Origin of the sequence: Pseudomonas sp. UBA6276, assembly GCF_002438365.1 — a bacterium.
In the GTDB taxonomy this organism is placed as follows: domain Bacteria; phylum Pseudomonadota; class Gammaproteobacteria; order Pseudomonadales; family Pseudomonadaceae; genus Aquipseudomonas; species Aquipseudomonas coleopterorum.
Window position 1 is genome coordinate 22,456 of sequence record NZ_DJUS01000096.1, and the last position, 21,501, is coordinate 43,956.

24 protein-coding genes are annotated in these 21,501 nt (G+C 64.0%); 8 read left to right on the forward strand and 16 right to left on the reverse strand.

What is annotated here, in order from left to right; genetic code table 11:
• Positions 1–2: 2 nt before the first annotated feature.
• The 4 genes from B2V21_RS11015 to B2V21_RS11030 are packed head-to-tail and all read right to left on the reverse strand — an operon-like array spanning position 3 to position 3,317.
• The gene (locus B2V21_RS11015) at positions 3–752 is read right to left on the reverse strand and encodes a methyltransferase domain-containing protein (RefSeq protein WP_056844327.1); all 750 of its coding nucleotides are present in this window, start codon (positions 750–752) and stop codon (positions 3–5) included.
• Positions 749–1,054 carry a MazG-like family protein gene (locus B2V21_RS11020; RefSeq protein WP_049861957.1) on the reverse strand — a complete coding sequence of 102 codons (306 nt, stop codon included), beginning with the start codon at positions 1,052–1,054 and terminating at the stop codon, positions 749–751. The genes B2V21_RS11015 and B2V21_RS11020 overlap by 4 nt, the downstream gene beginning before the upstream one ends.
• Positions 1,055–1,108: 54 nt before the next feature.
• Entirely contained in the window at positions 1,109–1,975 is an 867-nt protein-coding gene (locus B2V21_RS11025; RefSeq protein WP_286916863.1) for a MaoC family dehydratase, read from the reverse strand.
• Between the two features lies 1 nt (position 1,976).
• Positions 1,977–3,317: a 3-oxoacyl-ACP reductase gene (locus tag B2V21_RS11030; RefSeq protein ID WP_286916864.1), complete on the reverse strand. Its 1,341-nt coding sequence runs from the start codon at positions 3,315–3,317 to the stop codon at positions 1,977–1,979.
• Between the two features lie 105 nt (positions 3,318–3,422).
• On the opposite strand from B2V21_RS11030, the gene B2V21_RS11035 reads away from it, so the two are divergent.
• Positions 3,423–4,712: an acetyl-CoA C-acetyltransferase gene (locus tag B2V21_RS11035; protein WP_286916865.1), complete on the forward strand. Its 1,290-nt coding sequence runs from the start codon at positions 3,423–3,425 to the stop codon at positions 4,710–4,712.
• Here the strand turns inward: B2V21_RS11035 and B2V21_RS11040 are convergent.
• A complete protein-coding gene (locus B2V21_RS11040; RefSeq protein ID WP_134723009.1) occupies positions 4,699–5,730 on the reverse strand; it encodes a bile acid:sodium symporter family protein in 1,032 nt (343 codons plus the stop codon). The genes B2V21_RS11035 and B2V21_RS11040 overlap by 14 nt on opposite strands.
• Positions 5,731–5,817: 87 nt before the next feature.
• Here B2V21_RS11040 and B2V21_RS11045 point away from each other — a divergent pair, with 87 nt between their 5' ends.
• Together B2V21_RS11045 and B2V21_RS11050 are read left to right on the forward strand one after the other, a co-directional pair.
• Complete coding sequence (locus tag B2V21_RS11045) at positions 5,818–6,600, forward strand: AraC family transcriptional regulator (protein ID WP_286916866.1); 783 nt, start codon at positions 5,818–5,820, stop codon at positions 6,598–6,600.
• A gap of 165 nt (positions 6,601–6,765) precedes the next feature.
• On the forward strand, positions 6,766–7,659 hold the full coding sequence (locus B2V21_RS11050) for a PA4780 family RIO1-like protein kinase (protein WP_049861951.1): 894 nt from the start codon (positions 6,766–6,768) through the stop codon (positions 7,657–7,659).
• Positions 7,660–7,695: 36 nt separating this feature from the next.
• Here B2V21_RS11050 and cueR read toward each other — a convergent pair whose 3' ends face one another.
• Both cueR and B2V21_RS11060 read right to left on the reverse strand, forming a co-directional pair.
• Positions 7,696–8,097, reverse strand: a complete 402-nt coding sequence (gene cueR / locus B2V21_RS11055) for a Cu(I)-responsive transcriptional regulator (RefSeq protein ID WP_282348737.1) — start codon at positions 8,095–8,097, stop codon at positions 7,696–7,698.
• A 57-nt stretch (positions 8,098–8,154) separates the two neighbouring features.
• Complete coding sequence (locus tag B2V21_RS11060; RefSeq protein WP_056844319.1) at positions 8,155–8,541, reverse strand: hypothetical protein; 387 nt, start codon at positions 8,539–8,541, stop codon at positions 8,155–8,157.
• A 144-nt stretch (positions 8,542–8,685) separates the two neighbouring features.
• On the opposite strand from B2V21_RS11060, the gene B2V21_RS11065 reads away from it, so the two are divergent.
• A complete protein-coding gene (locus B2V21_RS11065) occupies positions 8,686–8,883 on the forward strand; it encodes a heavy-metal-associated domain-containing protein (RefSeq protein ID WP_286916867.1) in 198 nt (65 codons plus the stop codon).
• Between the two features lie 201 nt (positions 8,884–9,084).
• Positions 9,085–10,278 carry a multidrug effflux MFS transporter gene (locus B2V21_RS11070; protein ID WP_286916868.1) on the forward strand — a complete coding sequence of 398 codons (1,194 nt, stop codon included), beginning with the start codon at positions 9,085–9,087 and terminating at the stop codon, positions 10,276–10,278.
• Here B2V21_RS11070 and B2V21_RS11075 read toward each other — a convergent pair.
• Entirely contained in the window at positions 10,275–10,454 is a 180-nt protein-coding gene (locus tag B2V21_RS11075) for a hypothetical protein (RefSeq protein ID WP_049861947.1), read from the reverse strand. The two genes, B2V21_RS11070 and B2V21_RS11075, sit on opposite strands and share 4 nt — an antisense overlap.
• A 415-nt stretch (positions 10,455–10,869) precedes the next feature.
• Here B2V21_RS11075 and B2V21_RS11080 point away from each other — a divergent pair, with 415 nt between their 5' ends.
• Positions 10,870–11,565, forward strand: a complete 696-nt coding sequence (locus B2V21_RS11080) for an ArsR/SmtB family transcription factor (protein WP_049861946.1) — start codon at positions 10,870–10,872, stop codon at positions 11,563–11,565.
• Between the two features lie 48 nt (positions 11,566–11,613).
• Here the strand turns inward: B2V21_RS11080 and B2V21_RS11085 are convergent, their stop codons facing one another.
• The 6 genes from B2V21_RS11085 to B2V21_RS11110 form a co-directional block, all read right to left on the reverse strand.
• Positions 11,614–12,567 carry an adenosine deaminase gene (locus tag B2V21_RS11085; protein ID WP_286916869.1) on the reverse strand — a complete coding sequence of 318 codons (954 nt, stop codon included), beginning with the start codon at positions 12,565–12,567 and terminating at the stop codon, positions 11,614–11,616.
• 120 nt (positions 12,568–12,687) lie between these two features.
• Positions 12,688–13,479: a Fe(3+) dicitrate ABC transporter ATP-binding protein FecE gene (fecE, locus tag B2V21_RS11090; RefSeq protein ID WP_286916870.1), complete on the reverse strand. Its 792-nt coding sequence runs from the start codon at positions 13,477–13,479 to the stop codon at positions 12,688–12,690.
• A 4-nt stretch (positions 13,480–13,483) separates the two neighbouring features.
• Entirely contained in the window at positions 13,484–14,452 is a 969-nt protein-coding gene (locus B2V21_RS11095; protein WP_286916871.1) for an iron chelate uptake ABC transporter family permease subunit, read from the reverse strand.
• Positions 14,449–15,438 (reverse strand): iron-dicitrate ABC transporter permease FecC, encoded by a 990-nt coding sequence (fecC, locus tag B2V21_RS11100; RefSeq protein WP_286916872.1) that lies wholly within the window; start codon positions 15,436–15,438, stop codon positions 14,449–14,451. The genes B2V21_RS11095 and fecC overlap by 4 nt, the downstream gene beginning before the upstream one ends.
• The gene (locus tag B2V21_RS11105) at positions 15,439–16,359 is read right to left on the reverse strand and encodes a Fe(3+) dicitrate ABC transporter substrate-binding protein (protein ID WP_286916873.1); all 921 of its coding nucleotides are present in this window, start codon (positions 16,357–16,359) and stop codon (positions 15,439–15,441) included.
• Between the two features lie 116 nt (positions 16,360–16,475).
• A complete protein-coding gene (locus tag B2V21_RS11110) occupies positions 16,476–17,849 on the reverse strand; it encodes an L-serine ammonia-lyase (protein ID WP_286916874.1) in 1,374 nt (457 codons plus the stop codon).
• Between the two features lie 102 nt (positions 17,850–17,951).
• Between B2V21_RS11110 and B2V21_RS11115 the strand changes: the two genes are divergently transcribed.
• On the forward strand, positions 17,952–18,869 hold the full coding sequence (locus B2V21_RS11115; protein WP_056844312.1) for a LysR substrate-binding domain-containing protein: 918 nt from the start codon (positions 17,952–17,954) through the stop codon (positions 18,867–18,869).
• Between the two features lie 94 nt (positions 18,870–18,963).
• Positions 18,964–20,055, forward strand: a complete 1,092-nt coding sequence (locus tag B2V21_RS11120) for a calcium:proton antiporter (protein ID WP_049861939.1) — start codon at positions 18,964–18,966, stop codon at positions 20,053–20,055.
• Positions 20,056–20,148: 93 nt separating this feature from the next.
• Here B2V21_RS11120 and B2V21_RS11125 read toward each other — a convergent pair whose 3' ends face one another.
• The gene (locus B2V21_RS11125) at positions 20,149–20,832 is read right to left on the reverse strand and encodes an SDR family oxidoreductase (RefSeq protein ID WP_286916875.1); all 684 of its coding nucleotides are present in this window, start codon (positions 20,830–20,832) and stop codon (positions 20,149–20,151) included.
• 56 nt (positions 20,833–20,888) lie between these two features.
• Positions 20,889–21,479 carry an IMPACT family protein gene (locus tag B2V21_RS11130; RefSeq protein ID WP_286916876.1) on the reverse strand — a complete coding sequence of 197 codons (591 nt, stop codon included), beginning with the start codon at positions 21,477–21,479 and terminating at the stop codon, positions 20,889–20,891.
• Positions 21,480–21,501 lie beyond the last annotated feature (22 nt).

Consider the following 21,501-nt stretch of genomic DNA (forward strand, 5'->3'; position numbering starts at 1 on the left):
GATCAAGCGGGGCGGCAGATCCAGTGCAGGTAACGGCCCAGGCCGGCAAACGCCGGATGCCGCCGATGGGCAAGCTCCATTTCCACCAGTTGTTCCAGGTCGGCGCGCTTCTGGAAGTCGATGGGCATGTAGTCGTGAAACACGCGCACACCACTCATGGATTCGACATGCCACGCGCCTCCAAGTTGCGCAGCCAGTTCGCGCGGGTCCAGCGGCTGCTGGGGCGTCAGGCTCTGCTTCTCGCCCGCCAGCTCGTTGCTGTGCAGCTTGCGGAAGTGGCCTTTGAGCAGGTTGCGGTAGACCAGCGCGTCGCGATTGTAGAACGCCAGCGACAGCCAGCCATGGGCGGCGGTCAGCGAATGCAGCACCGGCAGAATGGCGTGCGGTTCGGCCAGCCACTCCAGCACCGCATGACAGATCACCAGGTCGAAGGCAGGCAGCCCCAGTTCGGGCAACTGCTGCCAGGACGCCTGGATGAAGGTGGCGTCCTGGCCTGCGGCGGCGAAACGCTCGCGGGCGCCATCGAGCATCGGTTCGGCCGGTTCGCTCAGGGTGACCTGGTGACCTTGCTCGGCCAGCCACAACGCCATGTGTCCCAGGCCACCGCCGACATCCAGCACCCGCAGAGGACGCTGCGGCAAGGCCTCGCGCAGGTCGGCCTGAAGTACGGCGAGTCGGATCGCACCCTTGGCACCGCCATAGATCTTTTCGGCGAAACGGGTCGCCAGTTGATCGAAATGGCGATCGTTCATCGCGCGAACCGCCGCTCGCTGTCGGCCAGCTTGGCGCGCACCACCTGATCCATGTCCAGACCCAGTTCGCTGCACAACAGCAACAGGTACAGCACCACATCGCCGACTTCCTGGCCTGCGTGTTCAAGTTGCTCGGCCGACAGGTGTCGCGACTGGTCTTCGGTCAGCCACTGGAAGATCTCCAGCAGTTCGGACATCTCGACGCTGGCCGCCATGGCCAGGTTTTTCGGGCTGTGAAAACGCCGCCAATCGTTGTTTTCGCGAATCTGGTGCAGGCGTTGGGTAAGTGCGTCTAGGTTCATTGCAAAGCTCCTGAAGGCGCATAGCTTCAAGCCGAACTTTGCCGAACGCAATAGCTACAGGGTCGCCGGGCCCCAGGTTCCGCTCATGTGCAACAGATCGTCGCGACCGTGCAACGCCAGCTCTCCACTCGGGCCCGCCGCGCTGGCACTGAGAATAAGCTCGCTGGGCAGGCGTACCGGCTTGTGAAACGCCAACTCCAGTTGGTAGTTGCTCTGCGGCAAGCGCTCACGCAGCGCGGCCACGCTCTGCGCCAGGCTCCACATGCCATGGGCGATGGCGGTGGGAAAGCCGAACAGGCGTGCGCTCAGCGCACTTAGGTGAATCGGGTTGTAGTCCCCCGAGACCCGCGCATAGCGCCGCCCGGTGTCGGCGGCGGCGTACCAGCGATGCACCGCGACCAATGCGGATTGGGGCTCCTGGGCATCCGTCTGCACAGGGTTTGGCAAACCGTCGATCTTTGCCTGGCGACATAGCATCGTGCTGTGTTCCTGCCAGAGCGGGCCCAGGGGGTCATCGACCTGGGTCACCAGATCGAATGTCACGCCTTTCTCGTGGGCCTGCAGATTCTGCGCGTGTACGCTGACCCGCACGCCGGCGACGCCGCCCAGTGGGCGCAACACCTGGATGCGATTGCGCAGATGCACCAGACCCAGCACTGGAAACGGAAAACGCTTGTCGGTCAGCAGGCGCATCTGCAGGGCGAACGCCAGGACATGCGGGTAAGTGGCGGGGAGCATGCCGCCTTCGCCGAACCCGCACAGCTCGCGATAGGCCGCCAGATGCCTTGGGTCGGCCGATAGATTGCAGCGCAGGCCCAGATCGGGCAGGCGCTCGCCGGTGATCTTGCGATTGAGCGCAGCTTTCAGATAGGCGCGGGGCAGGTCAGCGTTGCGTGGCAAGGTCTGCCAATGGATCGCCATGTCAGGCCCCCAGGATGCTTTGGCCGCATACGCGCAGCACTTGCCCATTCACGGCACCACTGCCTGGCTGCGCCAGCCAGGCGACGGCTTCGGCGACGTCCTGCGGCTGTCCGCCCTGGCCCAGCGAGCTCATGCGTCGACCCGCCTCGCGCAGGGCGAAGGGCATCTGTGCGGTCATGCCGGTTTCGATGAAGCCGGGCGCCACGGCATTGATGGTCGCACCTCGGGTGGCCAGCTTGGGCGCGAATGCCTCGGCCAGGCCGATCAGTCCGGCCTTGCTTACCGCGTAGTTGCTTTGCCCGCGGTTGCCGGCAATGCCCGAAGTCGAAGAGAGCAGTATCACTCGACCGTCGTCACGCAACGTGCCGCGATCGAACAGCGCCTGGGTCAGGCGTTGCGGCGCAAGCAGATTGACGGCGAGCACCGAGTCCCAGTACTCGGGCGTCATGTTGACCAAGGTCTTGTCGCGCGTGATACCCGCGTTATGCACGACGATATCGATCCCTTCCGGCAGCGCCTCGATCAGCCGCTCGGCCGCGTCACTGGCGCAGATGTCCAGATCGATCGTACGGCCTCCCAGTCGCGCCGCCAGCGCTTCCAGATCGGCACGCGCCTGGGGCACGTCGAGCAGGACCACGTCGGCGCCGTCGCGGGCCAGGGTTTCGGCGATCGAAGCACCGATGCCGCGCGCAGCGCCTGTGACCAAGGCTTTGCGGCCTGCCAACGGTCGGGTCCAGTCGCTGACCTGACGCGTGCTCGCCCGCAACGACAGCACCTGGCCCGACACGAACGCACTTTTTGGCGAGAGAAAGAAGCGCAGGGCGCCTTCCAGTTGTTCGTCCGCTTCGGGAGCCACGTGGAGCAACTGCAAGGTGCCGCCGTTGCGCAGTTCCTTGGCCAGCGATCGGCTGAAACCTTCCACGGCGCGCTGGGCAATGTGCGCTTCGGGGTCATCCAGATCGCGAGGCTCGCGCCCCAGGATGACGATATGCGCGTTGTGATCCAGGCTCTTGATCACTGGCTGGAAGAACTCGCGCAAGCGCGCCAGCTGAATGCTGTCGACGATTCCACTGGCATCGAACACCACCGCCTTGATGCGAGGACCCAACCCTGCGGTCCAGTCCGGCAGGCCGGTGGCACCGAAGGCCGTATCGGTGAGGCGCTGGGCGAAGCCGGCAACCTTGTCGGCCAGCGCGCCGCCGCCCAGCAGCAGGGCGCCTTCCACCGGTCGCATGCGTCCACCTTGCCAGCGCTCCAGGCGTGCCGGCGCTGGCAGGCCGACGGCACTTACCAAGCGGCGACCAAGGTCGGAGTTGACGAAGTCGATATATCGATCGGACATGGAACAGGCTCCGGGTCAAAGGGTTCAAAGTGTGGACCACGGCAAGGCCCGCGTCGTTCGCCTGGGCCCTTTGCAGCACGATTCTTCCAACCCAGGATGTCCGCCATGAACCTTGACACGAATCCGGTGCGCCGGGTTGCCATCATCGGCAGCAACCGCATTCCTTTCGCGCGAGCCAACGGGCCCTACGCGCGGATCGGCAATCAGGCAATGCTCACGGCTGCGCTCGAAGGCCTGATCGAGCGCTATGCACTGCATGGCCTGCGGCTGGGCGAAGTCGCGGCAGGCGCCGTGCTCAAGCACTCCCGGGATTTCAATCTGACCCGTGAATGCGTGCTGGGCTCGCGGCTGTCTGCGCAGACTCCGGCCTACGATGTGCAGCAGGCCTGTGGCACAGGCCTTGAGGCTGCGCTGCTGGTGGCCAACAAGATCGCCCTGGGCCAGATCGAATGCGGCATCGCCGGTGGCGTCGACAGTGCTTCCGACGCCCCGATCGCTGTCGATGAAGGGCTGCGTCAGATTCTGTTGCAGACCCACCGCGCCAAATTCCTCGGCGAGCGCGCCAAGGCGTTGCTGCAACTGCGACCTCGGCATTTGAAACCCGAACTGCCGCGCAACGGCGAGCCGAGAACCGGGCTGTCGATGGGGCAACACTGCGAGCTGATGGCGCAACATTGGAACATTCCCCGCCAGGAGCAGGATGAACTGGCCCTGCGCAGCCATCACAACCTCGCGGCGGCCTATGCCGAGGGATGGCAGGACGATCTCAGCACCCCGTTCGGTGGCCTGGTTCGCGACCATAATCTGCGTCCCGACCTGACCCTGGAAAAACTGGCAGCGCTCAAGCCGGTGTTCGAGAAGAATCCTCAGGGCACGCTGACGGCAGGCAACTCCACGCCGTTGACGGACGGCGCCTCGGTGGTGCTGCTGGCCAGTGAAGCCTGGGCACGGGAACGCGGACTGCCGGTGCTGGCGTATTGGCGTGACGGCGAGGCCGCAGCGGTCGACTTCGTCGGCGGCCAGGAAGGCCTATTGATGGCGCCGGTCTACGCCGTGCCGCGCTTGCTCGCCCGCAACGGCCTGAGCCTGCAGGATTTCGACTACTACGAAATCCATGAAGCCTTTGCCGCGCAGGTGCTCTGCACGCTCAAGGCCTGGGAGGACGCGGACTACTGCCGCACACGCCTGGGCCTGGAGGCGCCGTTGGGAGCGATCGATCGTACTCGCCTCAACGTCAAGGGCAGCTCCCTGGCGGCAGGGCATCCGTTTGCCGCCACCGGTGGCCGCATCCTCGGCAACCTGAGCAAGCTGCTGGACAAGGCCGGCGGCGGCCGCGGGCTGATTTCCATCTGCGCCGCCGGCGGGCAGGGCGTCACCGCAATCATCGAGCGATGACAGGGTCTCCCACGGGTGCCACGGCCGCTTCCAGGCGCAGCTGATTGGCATAGTTTTCCGCCATGATCGAACACACGATCAACTGCAGCGGGTGGTAGATCATGATCGGCAGCAGGATCAGGCCCAGGCCCGGGTTGCTGCCGAAGATCAACGCAGCCATCGGCGCACCGGCCGCCAGCGATTTCTTGCTGGCGCAGAACACCGCAGCGACCTTGTCGGCGTGGTTGAAGCCCAGCCATTTGGCCGTGCGCGTGGTCAGCAGCAGGATCAGCGCCAGCAGCAGCGCACTGCCGCCCACCGCGATGGCCAGGACCGACGCGCCTTGCTGTTCCCACAGCCCCGACATCATCGAGTTGCAGAAGGCGGCATACACCAGCAGCAGGATCACCGCCTTGTCGATCAGGTTGGTGTAGCGCTTGTGCTTCCCGAAGAACTTGCCGAACAGGGGGCGCAACAATTGGCCCAGCACCAGCGGCAACAGCAGCATGGCGCACAGGTCCAGCAGAGTTTCCCCCAGGTCGATGCCGCCCGAGCCCCCGCCGACCACCAAAGCGCAGAGGAACGGCGTGATGAAGATGCCCAGCACGCTCGACAGGCTGGCGTTGAGAATCGCCGCCGGCACGTTGCCGCCCGCACTGCCGGTCAGGGCCACCGACGAGGAAATGGTCGACGGCAAAGCGGCCAGGTACAGGAAGCCCACCATCAAGGTGCCGGGAATGAACGCACCCAGGGTCTTGTCGCAGGCCAGCCACAGCAGTGGGAACACCACGAAGGTGAAGGCCTGCACCATCAGGTGCAGCCGCCAGTTCTTCAAGCCGTGGCGGATCTGCTCGCTGGACAGGTTCATGCCGTGCAGAAAGAACACCACGAACACGCCGATATTGGTCACCAGGCCGGCATGCATCGCGCCGCCGGTGGCGCCGAAGCGGGGAAACAGCCAAGCCAGCAGAACGGCCAGCACCATGCCGCAGAGGAACCAGTCGGTTACCACGCGCTTGAGGTGTTTGAAAATGTGCATGAAAGAATCGCCTGTGCGTCGATGAACATTGAGACCGACAGGCTAACTCAGGCACTCTGTTACCGTCTCGCGATAGAGAGCCAACCAATGCCGATAAACGGACACGCTCCGCCACCCCGCTCCATTCCCGATCTGGTCAGCCTGCCACGCCCGTTGTACGCCCGTGCCGAAAGTCTGGGCGCAGGTTCGTGGACTCCAGCCCATCGGCACGACTGGGCGCAGTTTTCCTACGCCATCAGCGGCGTGCTCGGCGTCCATACCGACGAAGGCAATTTCTTCGCGCCGCCACAGTGGGGCATCTGGATTCCAGCCGGTGTCGAGCACAAGGTCGTCACCTCGATGCGCGCCGAGATGCGCAGTCTGTACGTGCGCCGCGACGAGTCTCCCTGGCTCACCGAGCACTGCAAGGTGCTCGAAGTCACGCCGCTGGCACGTGAGTTGATCAAGGGCTTCTGCGAGTTGCCCCATGAGTACCCGGCAGGGGACACCGCGCAGGCGCGTCTGGTGCAGGTGTTGCTGGACCAGCTTGCAGTGTTGCCTGAAGTGGCGTTCTCCTTGCCCCTGCCCAGGGAGCATCGGCTGTTGGCCTTGTGCAATCAGCTGATCGCGACGCCCGATCAGGCCACCACGCTGAGCCAGTGGGCAAGCCGCCTCGGCACCTCGGAAAAAACCCTGATGCGCCTGTTCCAGCGCGAAACCGGCCTGAGCTTTCGCGCCTGGCGCCAGCGCATGCGGCTGCTGTCGTCGCTGCAGGCCTTGGAGCAGGGTGACAGCGTCACAACGGCGGCGCTGAACCACGGCTATGAGTCCACCTCGGCCTTCATCGCCGCTTTCAAGGGGTTGTTCGGTTTCACCCCGGGCGAGCTTTGATGCCCAGGCGCCGCTGTCGCTGCGCCGGGAAAGCGCTATGATCGGCCACCGCTTGGCGAGTAGTTTGCATCCTTTTACAGGCTCGGGTCGGCAAGCCGCGCTCGCTGTGAGAGGATGCCGTCAGAATTCGCGTGTTTGGCTACGAAGGACCCAGAATAAAAGCTGATGAAGACTCCAAAACGCATTGAACCGCTGATCGAGGACGGTCTGGTGGACGAGGTGCTGCGACCGCTCATGAGCGGTAAAGAAGCAGCTGTCTATGTGGTGCGCTGCGGCAAGGAATTGCGCTGCGCCAAGGTCTACAAGGAGGCGAACAAACGAAGCTTCCGCCAGGCGGCCGAATACCAGGAAGGCCGCAAGGTGCGCAACAGCCGACAGGCTCGGGCGATGGCCAAGGGCTCCAAGTTCGGCCGCAAGGAAACCGAGGACGCCTGGCAGAACGCCGAAGTCGCGGCGCTGTTCAAGTTGGCCAGCGCCGGTGTACGTGTGCCCAAGCCGTACGATTTTCTCGAGGGCGTGCTGCTCATGGAGATGATCTGCGACGAGTACGGCGATGCGGCGCCGCGTCTCAATGACGTCGAGCTGGAACCCGATCAGGCGCGCGAATACCACGCGTTCCTCATCCACCAGATCGTGCTGATGCTCTGCACGGGTCTGGTGCACGGTGACCTTTCCGAGTTCAACGTGCTGCTCACGCCCGACGGCCCGGTGATCATCGATCTGCCTCAGGCCGTAGATGCTGCAGGCAACAACCACGCCTTCAGCATGTTGGAACGTGATGTCGGGAACATGGCCAGCTATTTCGGCCGGTTCGCTCCCGAGCTGCGCCAGACCCGCTACGCCAAGGAAATGTGGGCGTTGTACGAGGAAGGCAAACTGCACCCGGCCAGCGTGCTGACGGGCGAGTTCGTCGAAGAGGAAGTGGAGGCCGATGTCGGCGGCGTGATGCGGGAAATCGAGGCCGCGCGCCTGGACGACATTCGTCGACGTGCCGCGCGCGAAGCCGACGAGCAGCCGACCAAGACTACGGAAGAGCCGCCACCGCCCTGGTTGCAGTAGGCACACGGCCATAGGCTACGGGCGCCTTCTCCCGTGTCAGTTGCAACAGCCCCCGGATGCCAGCTCCTGAAGGATCGGGCACTCTGGGCGGTCGTCGCCGTGGCAATGGTCTACCAGATGGACTAGCGTATCGCGCAGCTGGCTCAGCTCACTGATGCGACGGTCCAGCTCGTCGATGTGCTTGCGTGCCAATTGCTTCACATCGGCGCTGGCGCGCTCCCGGTCCTGCCACAGCGTCAGCAGCCGGGCCACTTCTTCCAGTGAAAATCCAAGGTCGCGCGAGCGCTTGATGAAGCCGAGCGTGTGCAGGTCTGCGGCCTGATACAGGCGGTATCCGCTGTCGCTGCGCAGTGCTGGCGCGAGCAGCCCGATAGACTCGTAATAGCGGATCATTTTTGCGCTGAGGCCGCTTTCACGGGCGGCCTGGCCAATGTTCATGATTGGAATGCCCTCGGTAGCGTTTGCGCCAGTATCAACCTTGCCCACTGGACAAGGTCAATACTCCAGCGGCTCGGGCTTGAGGTACAGGCCGGCACTGCCTGCTGCAATGCGGAATTTCTGGATCTGTCCGGCCTGCAGGGTCACAATCACCGGTTTGTATTCGGTCATGCCCGGCGCGCACCCGGGCATCTGTCCAGGCAACTGACGCAGACCCACCGACACAGGGCCGGGCGGCAGGTTGAAGGAGGTGGCCTGTTCTTGAAACAGTCGGCCGACCAGTTGATCCTGCAGGTAGACCCCGATCTCGCAGGACGTGGCGACTTCCAGTCGCTCCCGGGAAACGATCAGAATGCCGTACGGCTGCCCGGTACCCGCACCGGCCCAACAGCTTTGTGCCGCCAGGGCACACATCCCGAACAGCCATGGAATCATCGGGCGCATCGAATCTCTCCTGCCAGTAGGGTCAGCGTCCAGCTTGGACGAGTGATCTGAGGAATTCCAGCCCGGCCGGACCGGCCGAAACTTGACCTTGCCCCGATGGCAAGGTTGAGAATGACTGCAATCCCGTTCAGCGAGGTACCACCCATGCAACAGTTCAACGTGCAAGGCATGACTTGCGGCCATTGCGTACGCGCCGTAACCCAAGCGATCACCGCCCAAGACCCGGGTGCCGAGGTTCAGATAGACCTGGCAGCGGGCAAGGTCGAAACCAACACCCAGCTGCCGCCCGATAGAATCATCCAACTGATCGCCGAAGAAGGCTACAGCGCAACCTCCGCATAACCCACCGCACGCACCGCAACTACGGGCGAAACCGTCCCCTGTAGCAGCGGTGCAAGCCGCGTCCGCCCGCACCGCGGTCCCCCTGACCCACCCCAACCGCTGTCACCCATGGGCAATCTCCCAGACGGAACCTTCACCCCGATCCCCGCGCAACCCGGTTAGACTAGGTCGCCTGTATTGCCTGGACATAAAGAATACCCGATGAACTTCAAAACCATCCTGATCCTGGGGGCGCTCAGCGCGTTCGGGCCCCTGGCGATCGACTTCTACCTGCCTGGCTTCCCTGCCATGGCGCTGGCCTTCGCCACCGACGAAAAACACATCCAGACCACCCTGGCGGCCTACTTCCTGGGGCTGTCGATCGGCCAACTAATCTACGGCCCCGTGGCCGACCGCTTCGGTCGCCGGGTCCCGTTGCTCGTGGGCGTCTCGCTGTTCACCCTGGCCTCGCTGGCATGCGCTTTCGCACCCACTCTGGAGTGGCTGATCGCCGCCCGATTCGTCCAGGCTCTGGGTGGTTGCGCAGGCATGGTGCTGGCCCGTGCCATCGTCAGCGACAAATGCGATGCGGTCGGATCGGCCAAGGTCTTCTCGCAACTGATGCTGGTCATGGGTCTGGCGCCCATCCTGGCACCTCTGCTCGGGGGTGTTCTGGTGAACGGTTGGGGCTGGCAGTGGATCTTCATCGTGCTCACCCTGTTCAGCGCCGCCTGCACCCTGGCCGTCGCCCTCGGCCTGCCCGAAAGCATGCCGGCGGACAGGCCGAGACGCCCGCTCAGCGGCGCGCCGAAGCTGTACGGTGGATTGCTCATGGATCCGGTGTTCATGGGCCATGCGCTGACCGGCGGGATCGCCATGGCCGGCATGTTCGCCTACATCGCCGGTTCACCCTTCGTGTTCATCAAGCTCTACGGCGTACCGGCCGAACACTACGGCTGGCTGTTTGGCAGCAACGCAGCCGGCTTCATCCTGATGGCGCAGGTCAACGCCCGTCTGCTCTCTCGTCGCGGCCCGGCGTGGCTGCTGTCACGCACCGTGTGGATCTACATGGCGGCAGGCGCCGTGCTCCTCGCCCTCAGCGCGCTGAAGCCAGCGGCACTATGGCCGCTGTTGATTCCGCTGTTCGTCTGTCTGGCGAGCCTGGGCGGGATCATCCCTAATGCCTCCGCCTGCGCCATGAGCGGCCAGGGTTCACGCGCCGGCAGCGCATCGGCCCTGTTGGGCTGCCTGCAGTTCAGCCTTGCTGCCGCCACTGCTTCTTTGGTGGGCGTACTGCACGACGGCACCGCCATGCCCATGGCCTGGGTGATCGCCGGCTGCGGCCTGCTTGCCGTTTGCGCGGCGTTACTGACTCGCCGCTGCCAGCAGCGCCGCGACCAGCAGACAGCCGCCTAGCCGGTACTGGCCTGCCGCACCTGCGGCAGGCCGTGGGGCGCCTGCAGGCGAGCTTCGAGCGTGGCGATGAACGCTCGTGCCTCGGCTTCGCTGCGAAAAGACACCACGTGCTGGTCCATGCTCACTTGCCAGCGGGTGCCACGTGGCTGCTTCAACTCAGAAAGAAGAACGTTCATTGTGATGTCCTCGGGTTCGAGATGAGGGCCCAGTGTAATCCTCATTCGGAGCATGCGAGCATGGCCCGGCTGCCCGTCGGACTGACGGTGGGGCACTCCACTCAAGACAATCATGTAGGTCTGCAAGGACGGACATTGCGGGAAAAGTCCGTGTGGGGTGTGGGGTCTTGCCTGCCCTAAGCCCTGTCTTCGATCGCCGTTTCGGCAAACGAGCGATACGTTGCGGGCACTTGAGCAAATGTCTTGGAAATTGCCGCCGGTAACCACGGTAAATACAAGTACGGGGTATTGCATATCCCTCGCATTCAAGGGTCAGCCTCGACGATTTCACCCAATTCCGTACAACGGAAGGGTGCATATAATCACCCCGGCAACCATTGCCAGATTGACGAACGTTTCCACAGGGAGTGAATACATGCCACCAACACCTTGCATCAGCAGGATCGCCACATTGCTGGCCGACCCCAAACGTAGCGCGATGCTCTGGGCCCTCATCGACGGTACCACGCGGGGCGCCGATGAGCTGGCATCGCTGGCAGGTGTGTCGGCATCTTCGGCCGGCGCGCATCTGGCGCGGCTGTCGGCCGGCGGTCTGCTGACGTTCGAAGCCCGCGGGCGCAAGCGCTTCTTCCGCCTGGCCAAGCCAGAAGTGGGGGCCGCCGTGGAAGCGCTGGCCAGCGTATCGCTGGTGCAGGCCAAGACAGGAACGGCGGCGCCGATCAGCGTACCTAAGCCATGCTCGCCCAGGGCGCTGCATCAAGTACGTCTGTGTGGCGATCATCTGGGGGGCGTGCTGGCGGCCGACCTGTTCCAGCGCATGGTCGAAAACGGCTGGCTCGAACACTATGAGCAACGTCTGGAAGTCACCGCGCTCGGCAGCAGCCGCCTAGCCAGTCGAGGCATCTACACCCAGGCACTGGTCAACCGCGAGCGCCAGCCGCTGAACAGCTGCTGCGACTGGAGCACCCAGCGCCCGCACCTCGGTGGCGCGCTGGGTGCAGGGTTGCTGACCCTGTTTCTGCAGTCGGGTTGGCTCAAGCTCAATGAAGACAGCCGCTCATTGCAGGTGACGCGGCTGGGCATGATCGAGATCGGCCGCCTGGGCACCTGACAGCGCATTTCACCGATGACAATGGGCGTCGTTTCGACGCCACCAGCCTCACTGCTTGATCAGGCGTGCATCCATGCTGTTCTGCGCCAGGCGCCGGGCCTGATCCTCGGTCATGCCCAGATGGGTGTGCAACGCATGGTAGTTCTCGGTGACGTAGCCACCGAAGTAGGCCGGGTCATCGGAATTCACCGTGACCTTCACGCCACGCTCGAGCATGTCGAGAATGTTGTGCTGGCCCATGTGATCGAACACGCACAGTTTGGTGTTGGAAAGCGGGCACACGGTCAGCGGGATCTGCTCGTCGATGATGCGCTGCATCAGCCGCTCATCCTCGATGGCCCGCACGCCGTGGTCGATGCGCTGGATCTTGAGCAGGTCCAGGGCTTCCCAGATGTACTCCGGTGGACCTTCCTCGCCCGCGTGGGCCACGGTCAGGAAGCCCTCGTCGCGGGCACGGTCGAACACACGCTGGAACTTGCTCGGCGGATGGCCCATCTCGGAGCTGTCCAGACCCACGGCCACGAAGGCATCGCGGAAGGGCAGTGCCTGGTCCAGGGTCTTCTGTGCTTCGTCTTCGCTCAGGTGGCGCAGGAAGCTCAGGATCAGACCGCTGTCGACACCCAGCCGGGTGCGGCCATCATTGAGTGCAGCGGTGATGCCGCCCAGCACGGTCTCGAAGGCAATGCCACGGTCGGTATGGGTCTGCGGGTCGAAGAACGGTTCGGTGTGCACGACGTTCTGGGCCTGGCAACGCAGCAGGTAGGCCCAGGTCAGGTCGTAAAAATCCTGCTCGGTGCGCAGCACATCGGCACCGCGGTAATACAGGTCGAGAAACTCCTGCAGGTTGTTGAACGCATAGGCTCCGCGCAGCGCCTCTACATCATTCCAGGGCAATGCGATCTTGTTGCGCTCGGCCAGGGCGAACAGCAGCTCGGGTTCCAGCGAGCCTTCCAGGTGCATGTGCAGTTCGGCCTTGGGCAAGGCATTGAGCCAGTCGTACATGGTGTCTTCATTCTCTCATCAGGTGCAATCCTGGACGATTCTACAGGTATTGCCCCCCACCCGCAGCCGCGCAGGGCCGGACGACACCTTCGCGCCGACGCTCGGCCAGGCCGGGTCGGTTCAGGTTGGCGTGCGGGTGCTCTTTTCCACCACACACATCGGCGTGCCTGCCACCGGTTCGCGGATGACCTGCACCTGCACCTCGAACACCCGCTGCATCAACTCGGCATCGACGACCTGCGCAGGCGTGCCATCAGCCACCAGGCGACCTTGATGCATCACCGCCAGATGATCGGCGTAGCGGCACGCCTGGTTGATGTCGTGCAGCACGGTGACCACGGTCTTGCCTTCGGCCGCCAGCTCGCGCATCAGATCGAGCAGCTCGACTTGATGGCTGATGTCCAGATAGGTCGTGGGCTCGTCGAGCAGCACCACCGGGGTATTCTGCGCCAGCACCATGGCCAGCCAGGCCCGTTGCCGCTGGCCACCGGAGAGGTCCGCCAGGGCAGTATCGGCGAGCGCTTCCAGGCCCATGCGCTGCAGGGCCTGATCCACGGCGCCACGGTCCGCCCCGCTCAGGCGCCCCCAGAAGCTGTTGTGCGGGCTGCGTCCATAAGCCACCAATTGGGCCACGCTGACCCCTTCGGGGATGGGCAGCACCTGCGGCAGAAACGCGACCTGTCGCGCCAGCGTCCGCGACGAAAGTTGCGCGTACGCCTGGCCGTCCAGGCTCACGGTGCCCGACTGCGGCGTGATGATGCGTGCCAGCGCCTTGAGCAAGGTCGATTTGCCGCAGCCGTTGGGGCCGATCAGCGCAGTGACCTGCCCGGCGGGCGGGGTGAACGAGAGGTTGCGAACGATAGGCTTGGCGCCGTAGCCGATGTCGACGCCGTCGGCCTTGATGATGCTCATGATGTCAGCCCTTGAAGCGTGCCAGCAGCCAGAGAAAGTAGGGAGCGCCGATCACCGCGGTCAAGATGCCCGCCGGGATCTCGCTGGGCGCGATCAGCGTGCGTCCCAAAGTGTCGGCCAGCACCAGCAGCAGTGCGCCGACCAGCATGGCAGCCGGCAGCAGGTGCTGATGATGCCCACCCACCAGTCGCCGTGCCATGTGCGGAGCCACCAGCCCTAGAAAACCCACCGGCCCGATGATACCCACGCCCAGGCTGCTCAACAGCACCGCCATGCCCATCGCCAGCCAGCGCGTGCGCGCAAGCGCCGTGCCCAGGCTGTGCGCCGCTTCGTCGCCCAGGCCGATCAGGTTCAGCGGTTTTGCCAGGCCCAGTGCCAACGGAATCAGCAGCAGAAACGGCAGCGCCAGCTCGACGTGATGCCAATTGCGACTCCACAGGCTGCCGGTCAGGGCGAGCAAGGCGGTGTTGATGTCCAGCGGGTGGGACAGGATCAGAAACTCAGTGACGCTGGACAAAGTGACGGCGATCGCCACCCCGGACAATGCAAAGCGCACGCCGGAAAAGCTCACGCCGCTGTTGTACAGCGCCAGCAGCAGCGCGCCGCCAGCGCCGCCCACCCCTGCAACCAGAGGCAGCCAGGTGAAGGGCAACTGCGGAAAAGCGATGATGGCGATGGTCAGGGCCAGCCCGGCACCCTGGGTCACCCCCAGAATCTCCGGCGAGGCCAGCGGGTTGCGGATCACCCCCTGCACCAGGGCACCGGCCAGGCCCAGGGCGCTGCCGGTGAGGATGGCGATCAGTGCGCGTGGAAGGCGGTGGTTCCATACCTCGAAGTCCAGCGCATCGTGCGCCATCAGACGATCGAATACCGTGCCCGGCGCCAGCCAGGACGTGCCGGCGCTCAGGCTCAGCCACAGGGCCGCCAGCACCAGCGCAAGCAGGATCAGCAGGCGAGGGTAGGGCCGAGTCATTGCGTGCGCCTGGCAAGGTACAGGAAGAACGGTGCGCCGATCAGGGCGGTCACCACCCCGGCCGGGGTTTCCGCCGGGAACGCCACGGCGCGGCTGACAAGGTCGGCCGCCAGCACGATCGCCGCTCCCAGCAGGGCGCTGGCCGGCATCAGCCAGCGATAGTCGTTGCCTAGGTATTGTCGAGCGATGTTCGGCGCGATCAGCCCCACGAAACCGATCGGGCCAACCGCACAGACGCTTGCACCCACCAGCAGCAGGCTGACGAAGAACACCTGCAGGCGCAGGCTGGCGATGCCGACCCCCAGCGAGCGCGCCGCATCCTCGCCCAGATTCACCAGGTTCAGACGCGGCGCACAGAACATGGCCCACACGGCGCCCACCAAGGTGCACGGCCATAGCAATTGCAGTTGCGCGGCACCCACATTGGCCAGTGATCCGGCCAGCCAGTTGAGCACGCTCTGTGCCTGCGTCTCGACCAGTATCACGGTCAACCGCGTCAGCGCCGCACACAGTGCCGCCACCGTGACGCCGGCCAGCACCAGTCGGCCTTGCGCAGCCGTCGGCGACCAGGCGCCGCCCAGGCTGAAGACGATCACCCAGGCCAAGGCGCCCCCCAGACACGTCATCAGCAGCGCACCACCGGCAAACGGCAGGGCCACCAGCCCCGTGGAGAACAACGCCAGCCCCAGCGCAGCACCGGCCGTGACGCCGAACAGTGACGGCGACGCCAGGCGATTGCGGGTAATGCCCTGCATCAATGCGCCCGCCAGCCCCAGGCAGGCACCGACCAAGGCCGCACACAGTGCTCGCGGCACCCGCAGTTGGGCGACGATATAGGCCATGTTGCCGCCCTCGCGGCCTTGACTGAACAAACCGTTGAACACATCAACCTGACTGATCGTGAACGGCGACCAGGCATAAAGAGAGATCCAGAACAGCCCGGCGACGGTCACCACGCCCAGCGCCGTCGCCCATCCACGCCTCATTCAGGGCGTCATGGCGGCTTTGCCGCCCTTGAGAATGGCCAATGCATCCTCGGCAATCTGCTCGGACGCCATCACCCCACGGTTGCGTGCCCAGGTGTCACCGTCGACTTCCGCGACCTGGTGATTGCGTACTGCGCCCAGCACTTGCCACAGTGGCTGCTGGCTCCAGGTGTCGACCAGGCTCGGATGCCGGTAGTGGCCGACCAGCAGCCAGGCAGGGTCCAGCGCCAGCAATTGCTCCAGGCTGACGAACTCGGTCGGTGCCGCATGACTGCGCACCGGCGGAACCTGCAAACCGATGGCCGCCAATACGCTGCCCGCATAGGAATGGGGGCCGTGCACGGAAAAGCTGTCTTCCCGAGCCACACCGAACAGCACTTTGGTGCCGGCTGGCACCTGCCCGGCGATGTCGGCGAGGCTGCGACGGTTCTGGGCGATCCGCGCCTGCATCGCCTCGCGCTTGCCCAGCGCCTGGCCGATCAGTTCGGCAGACTTCAGGCTGCCTTCGTAGTCTTCCCCACGCGATGGCAGCAGCAGGGTCGGTGCCAGGCTCGCCAGGTCGTTGTACAGCGCCTGGTGACGGTTGAGGTCGGCGATGATCAGGTCGGGCTTGAGCCGTGCGATCTGCTCGATGCTGGGCTGCGCGCGCAAGCCCACCGACGTCCATTGGCCGATGGCCTGACGTACTCGTGGCAATACGCGGTTGGCATCGCCATCATCGGCAGCCCCCACTGGCGTGACACCCACCGCCGCAAGGCTGTCGAGAAAGGAAAACTCCAGCACCACCACACGTTGTGGCGCCTGGGGCAGATGGACGGTGTGCTGACCGTCATCGATATCGATGGGTGCGGCGACGGCCAGCCTGGCGCACAGGGCCAGGGCACCGATGGCGATCATGGAGATGAGGCGGGAACTGCGCATGGACAAATACCTTCGCTGTGAAACCTGCGCGCTGGGCAGGCGCGCAAAAACGGCGGGTACTATTCCATATCAGGCTGTTGCGATCAAAAAACATTCTCTTTTACACAACAGGCAGCTCAACATTCCACCAGATTGACCGCCAAACCCCCGCGCGAGGTTTCCTTGTACTTGTCGTGCATGTCGGCGCCAGTGTCACGCATGGTGCGGATGGCGTGATCCAGGGAGATGAAGTGCTCGCCATCACCGCGCAGCGCCATTTGCGCGGCGTTGATCGCCTTGACCGCGGCAATCGCATTGCGCTCGATGCATGGCACCTGAACCAGGCCGCCGACCGGATCGCAAGTCAGCCCGAGGTTGTGCTCCAGACCGATTTCCGCCGCGTTCTCGACCTGCTCCGGTGTGGCTCCCAGCACTTCGGCCAGGCCTGCGGCGGCCATCGCGCAGGCCGAACCGACCTCGCCCTGGCAGCCCACCTCGGCACCGGAAATCGAAGCGTTCTTCTTGCACAGAATGCCCACCGCAGCGGCGGCCAGGAAGAAGCGCACCACGTCGTCGGCCGACGCTTCAGGGCAGAACTTCATGTAGTAGTGCAGCACCGCCGGAATGATACCGGCCGCGCCATTGGTAGGAGCAGTCACCATGCGCCCGCCGGCGGCATTCTCCTCGTTCACCGCCAGGGCGAAGACGTTCACCCACTCCATGGCACTCAAGGTCGAACCGATGACGTTGGGCTTGCCGATCTCCTGCAGGTTCTGGTGCAACCGATAGGCGCGGCGCCGCACATTCAGCCCACCGGGCAGAATGCCTTGCCCGGTCAGCCCCTTGTCCACGCAGGCCTGCATCGCCTGCCAGATCACCGCCAGCTGTTCGCGGATCTGCTCTTCGGAGCGCCAGGCTTTTTCGTTCTCCATCATCAGCGCCGAGATGCTCAGGCCGGTGCGTTTGCACAAACTCAACAACTGCGCCGCCGACGAGAAATCGTAGGGCAGGGCCGTGGTGTCGTTGTCCAGCACACCGCTGGCAGCCTGCTCGGCATCGATCACGAAACCGCCGCCGACCGAGTAGTAGGTCTGCTCGTGCACCTCGCCGTTCTGCAGATGCGCCAGCAAGGTCATGCCATTGGGGTGGTAGGGCAGGCTCTCATCGAGCAGCAGCATGTCGCGTTGCCAGTCGAAGTGGATCGCGTGCTCGCCCAGGTGCAGGCACTGCCGCTGGATCACCTCGTCCACCCGTGGCCCTACGGTTTGCGGGTCGACTCGGTCCGGCCATTCACCCATCAAGCCCATCAGGGTGGCGCGGTCGCTGCCATGGCCCACGCCGGTCGCCGATAGCGAGCCATACAGGCGGACTTCGATACGCTCCACCAGCGGCGCCATGCCGCGTCCGGTCAGGTGTTTGGCAAACAGGGCAGCGGCGCGCATCGGACCCACCGTATGGGAACTGGAGGGCCCGATGCCGATCTTGAACATGTCGAATACGCTGATAGCCATGTCTGCCCCATTCTCTCTCTATACACTCGTGCCTTATCTTTGAGCTGACAGACATTTCAGACAAACGATACTTACTAAGTCATTGTTTAGCGGGGCTCACCGATGAGCAAAATCCTCAATGCCCAAATGCACGCCTGGCTGCAAGTGTTCGCCTGCGCCGCGCGGCATTTGTCCTTCACCCGCTGCGCCGATGAACTGCATGTCACCCCCGGTGCCATCAGCCAGCAGATGAAGCAATTGGAAGATCGGCTCGGCTTTCCACTGTTCCACCGCGTGGGTCGCGGTCTGCAACTGACTGCACAGGGCCAGCGGCTTGCCGTGGTTGCCAACGAAGTGCACAGCCGCATCGACGAAGAATTGCGGCTGTTGCATTCCGGAGCGATCGGCGGGGTGTTCAAGCTGCGCAGCATTCCCTCCTTTTTGAGCAAGTGGCTGATGCCACGGCTACCCAGCCTGGAACGGGCATTTCCCGAGCTGCAGTTGCGCGTGATCGCCGAAGACAGCAGCGGCTCCCTGCGCGACGATGACTTCGATCTGGCCATCGACCTCAACGATGGCAGCTACCCCGGCCTGGTCACCACGCCCTTGCTGGAGGAAGAGTTGTTCCCGGTCTGCTCGCCACTGCTGCTCGAAGGTCGGCCGCCTTTGGACAGCCCAGGCCAACTGGTTCACTTCCCGTTGCTGCACGACATCACCGCCTGGCGTGGCAGCTATGAATACGCGGAGTGGGAGTTCTACCTCTCGGCCATCGGCGCCGAAGGCATCGACGTGCGCCGTGGGCACACCTTCAATCGCAACCACCTGACCATCGACGCCGCGCGCATGGGCATGGGCGTGGCCATCGCGCGCCGGGCACTGATCACCGACGAACTGGAACAAGGCTCGCTGATCGTGCCGTTCGGGTGGCCCATCCAGGCGCGCAAGAAATACGTGCTGGCGTACCGCGAAGGCGCCCTCAATACCCCCACCCGACGCGCCATCCATGACTGGCTGGTGGCCCAGGCACAGGCCCGGCCCTGAACCTTTGCCGTGATCGCACACTCTGATCCGCTGATTCTTGTTACATCCAGTTACTTACCGCGGCACAGGTCGCAGCAATCAGCGAAGGCAGGCCATGATCGCGTTACTCAAGCAGGAAAAATTTCTACTTCTGGCGGTGATCGCCGCATGCGTCGCCTTTCCGGCCGAGCACTACCTGCTCAGCCACGGCCAAGGCGTGGCATTGGGCGCAGGCATCGCCCTGGTCGTGGCGATCATCTTCGCCTCGGTGCGCGTGGCGGGACATGCCGAATTGCTTGCCGAAAAATTCGGCGACCCCTACGGCACCATGATCCTCACCCTCTCGGCGGTACTGGTCGAAGTGGTGGTACTGGGCATCATGATGAGCAACGAGCCGTCACCGACTTTGGTGCGCGACACTATCTATTCGGCGGTAATGCTCGACATCAACGGCATCCTCGGCCTTGCCGCACTGATGGGTGGCCTCAAGCACGGCGAGCAGTCCTACAACGACGATTCGGCGCGCAGCTACAGCGTCATGATTCTCACTGCCATGGGCGTGTCCATGGTGGTCCCCGAGTTCATCCCCGAGGGCAACTGGAAGGTCTATTCGGGCTTCACCATCGGCGCCATGCTGGTGCTCTACGCGTTGTTCCTGCGCATGCAGGTCGGCCCGCACAGCTACTTCTTCAGCTACAACTACCCGGAAAAGAAGAAGCGCAAAGGCGTGACCACTGAACCGGAAAAGCCGGTTCACCTGGGCTGGTCGGTGGGGACGCTGGTGTTCGGTATCGTCATCATCGGTGCGCTGGCCGAAGTCATGTCCAAGACCATCGACCTGGGTCTGGAAGGCACCGGCGCGCCACCCGTGGTAACGGCCATTCTGGTGGCCGCCATTTCCGCCGCACCGGAAATTCTCACCGCCTTGCGCGCAGCGTTGGCCAACCGCATGCAGTCGGTGGTCAACATCGCGCTGGGCGCTTCGCTGTCGACGGTGATCCTTACCGTACCGGTGATGGAAGGCCTGGCCTTGTACAGCGGCCAGCCCTTCCAGATGGCCATGACCCCGGTCCAGACCGTGATGATCTTCATCACCCTGCTGATCTGCGCCATCAACCTCAACGATGGCGAAACCAACGCCATTGAAGGCATGACTCACTTCGTACTGTTCGCCACCTTCATCATGCTATCGATCCTGGGCCTCTAACCAACATCCTGCACCTTGCGGCAGCAAACTTGTGGGAGCGGGCTCTGCCCGCGAAGAGGCCTCCTCTGATACCCCTGTACCCCTGCAAGCCCCTCACCACTCAATCCGCTCCCCCCGGTAATCCAGAAACTGCAACCCACCCTTGCCCAACTGCCCGGTGATCACATCCACCAATCCCCGGGTACTGGTGGCAACGTCCAGACTGGCCCCTTCACCGCCCATGTCGGTCTTCACCCATCCCGGGTGCATCGCCAGTACCGTCAGCGCAGGCCGCGCCAGCTCGGTCACGAACGTATTGGTCATCGAATTCAAGGCCGCCTTGCTCGCCTTGTACAACGCCATGGACGACCCTTCGGGCATCGCCACGCTACCGAGCACCGAACTCATGAACGCAATCGCACCGCCGTCGGCGACATTGCCTGCCAGTCGCTGGGCCAAGCGGATCGGCGCCACGGCATTGATGACGAACAGCTCGCCGATTTCCGCATCGCTGGCCTGATCGGTGTTGTAGCCCGCCGGCCCGGACACCCCGGCATTGATGAACAGCAGATCGAAACGCTGCTGCTGCAGACGCTGGGCCAATGCATCCATCGATTCCAGCCGAGTCATCTCCAGTGCTTCCACCGTGGCCCCGGTGGCCGTCAGCCCTGCCGGGACATTGCCCAGATCACGAACCGTGGCCGTCACTTCCCAGCCATCCTCGCTCAAGCGTTCCACCAGCCCCAGGCCCAGGCCACGGGAGGCACCGATCACCAGCGCTTTCTTTGCAGTTGTCATCGCGACGCTCCTGAAAAAGGAAACAGACTAGCACTCAGCGTGGACAGGCCGCAGGTTCATGAAGCAGCGTCTTGCAGCACGATCCGTCCCCGCGAAAGGTCAGCCAACTGCTGCGCCAGGGTCGGGATGACTTCACTGGCCACTGCCAACTGCAGATCGACACCATTGCTGGTGAAATCTTCCGTAGTCACCAGCCCTTCAGCCTCGGCCACGCGAAGCTTGACCAGGGCCAGCTCGCTGAACGTGCAGGAACACGACACCGCCACCCGCGCGATCAGCAGGCGCTTGGGGGCCTGTTGCAGACACTTGTTCGCCCCCCCGCCATAGGCGCGGGCCAATCCTCCGGTGCCCAGCTGAATACCGCCGTACCAGCGAATCACCAGCACCACCACCTGGTCGCAATCCTGCGCCTCGATGGCCGCCAGAATGGGGCGGCCTGCCGTACCGCCCGGCTCGCCGTCGTCGTTGCTGCGGTACTGGTCGCCCAGTTTCCACGCCCAGCAATTGTGAGTGGCCGCCAGATCGCTGTTCCGTTCGATGAACGCCTGGGCGTCCTGCACGCTGGCAATGGGTGCGGCGAGGGTGATGAATCGACTCTTGCGAATCTCCTCGCGGAACTCGCAAGGGCCCAGCAGGGTGGAAGGCATCGCTATCTCTTGGCTGTTGCAG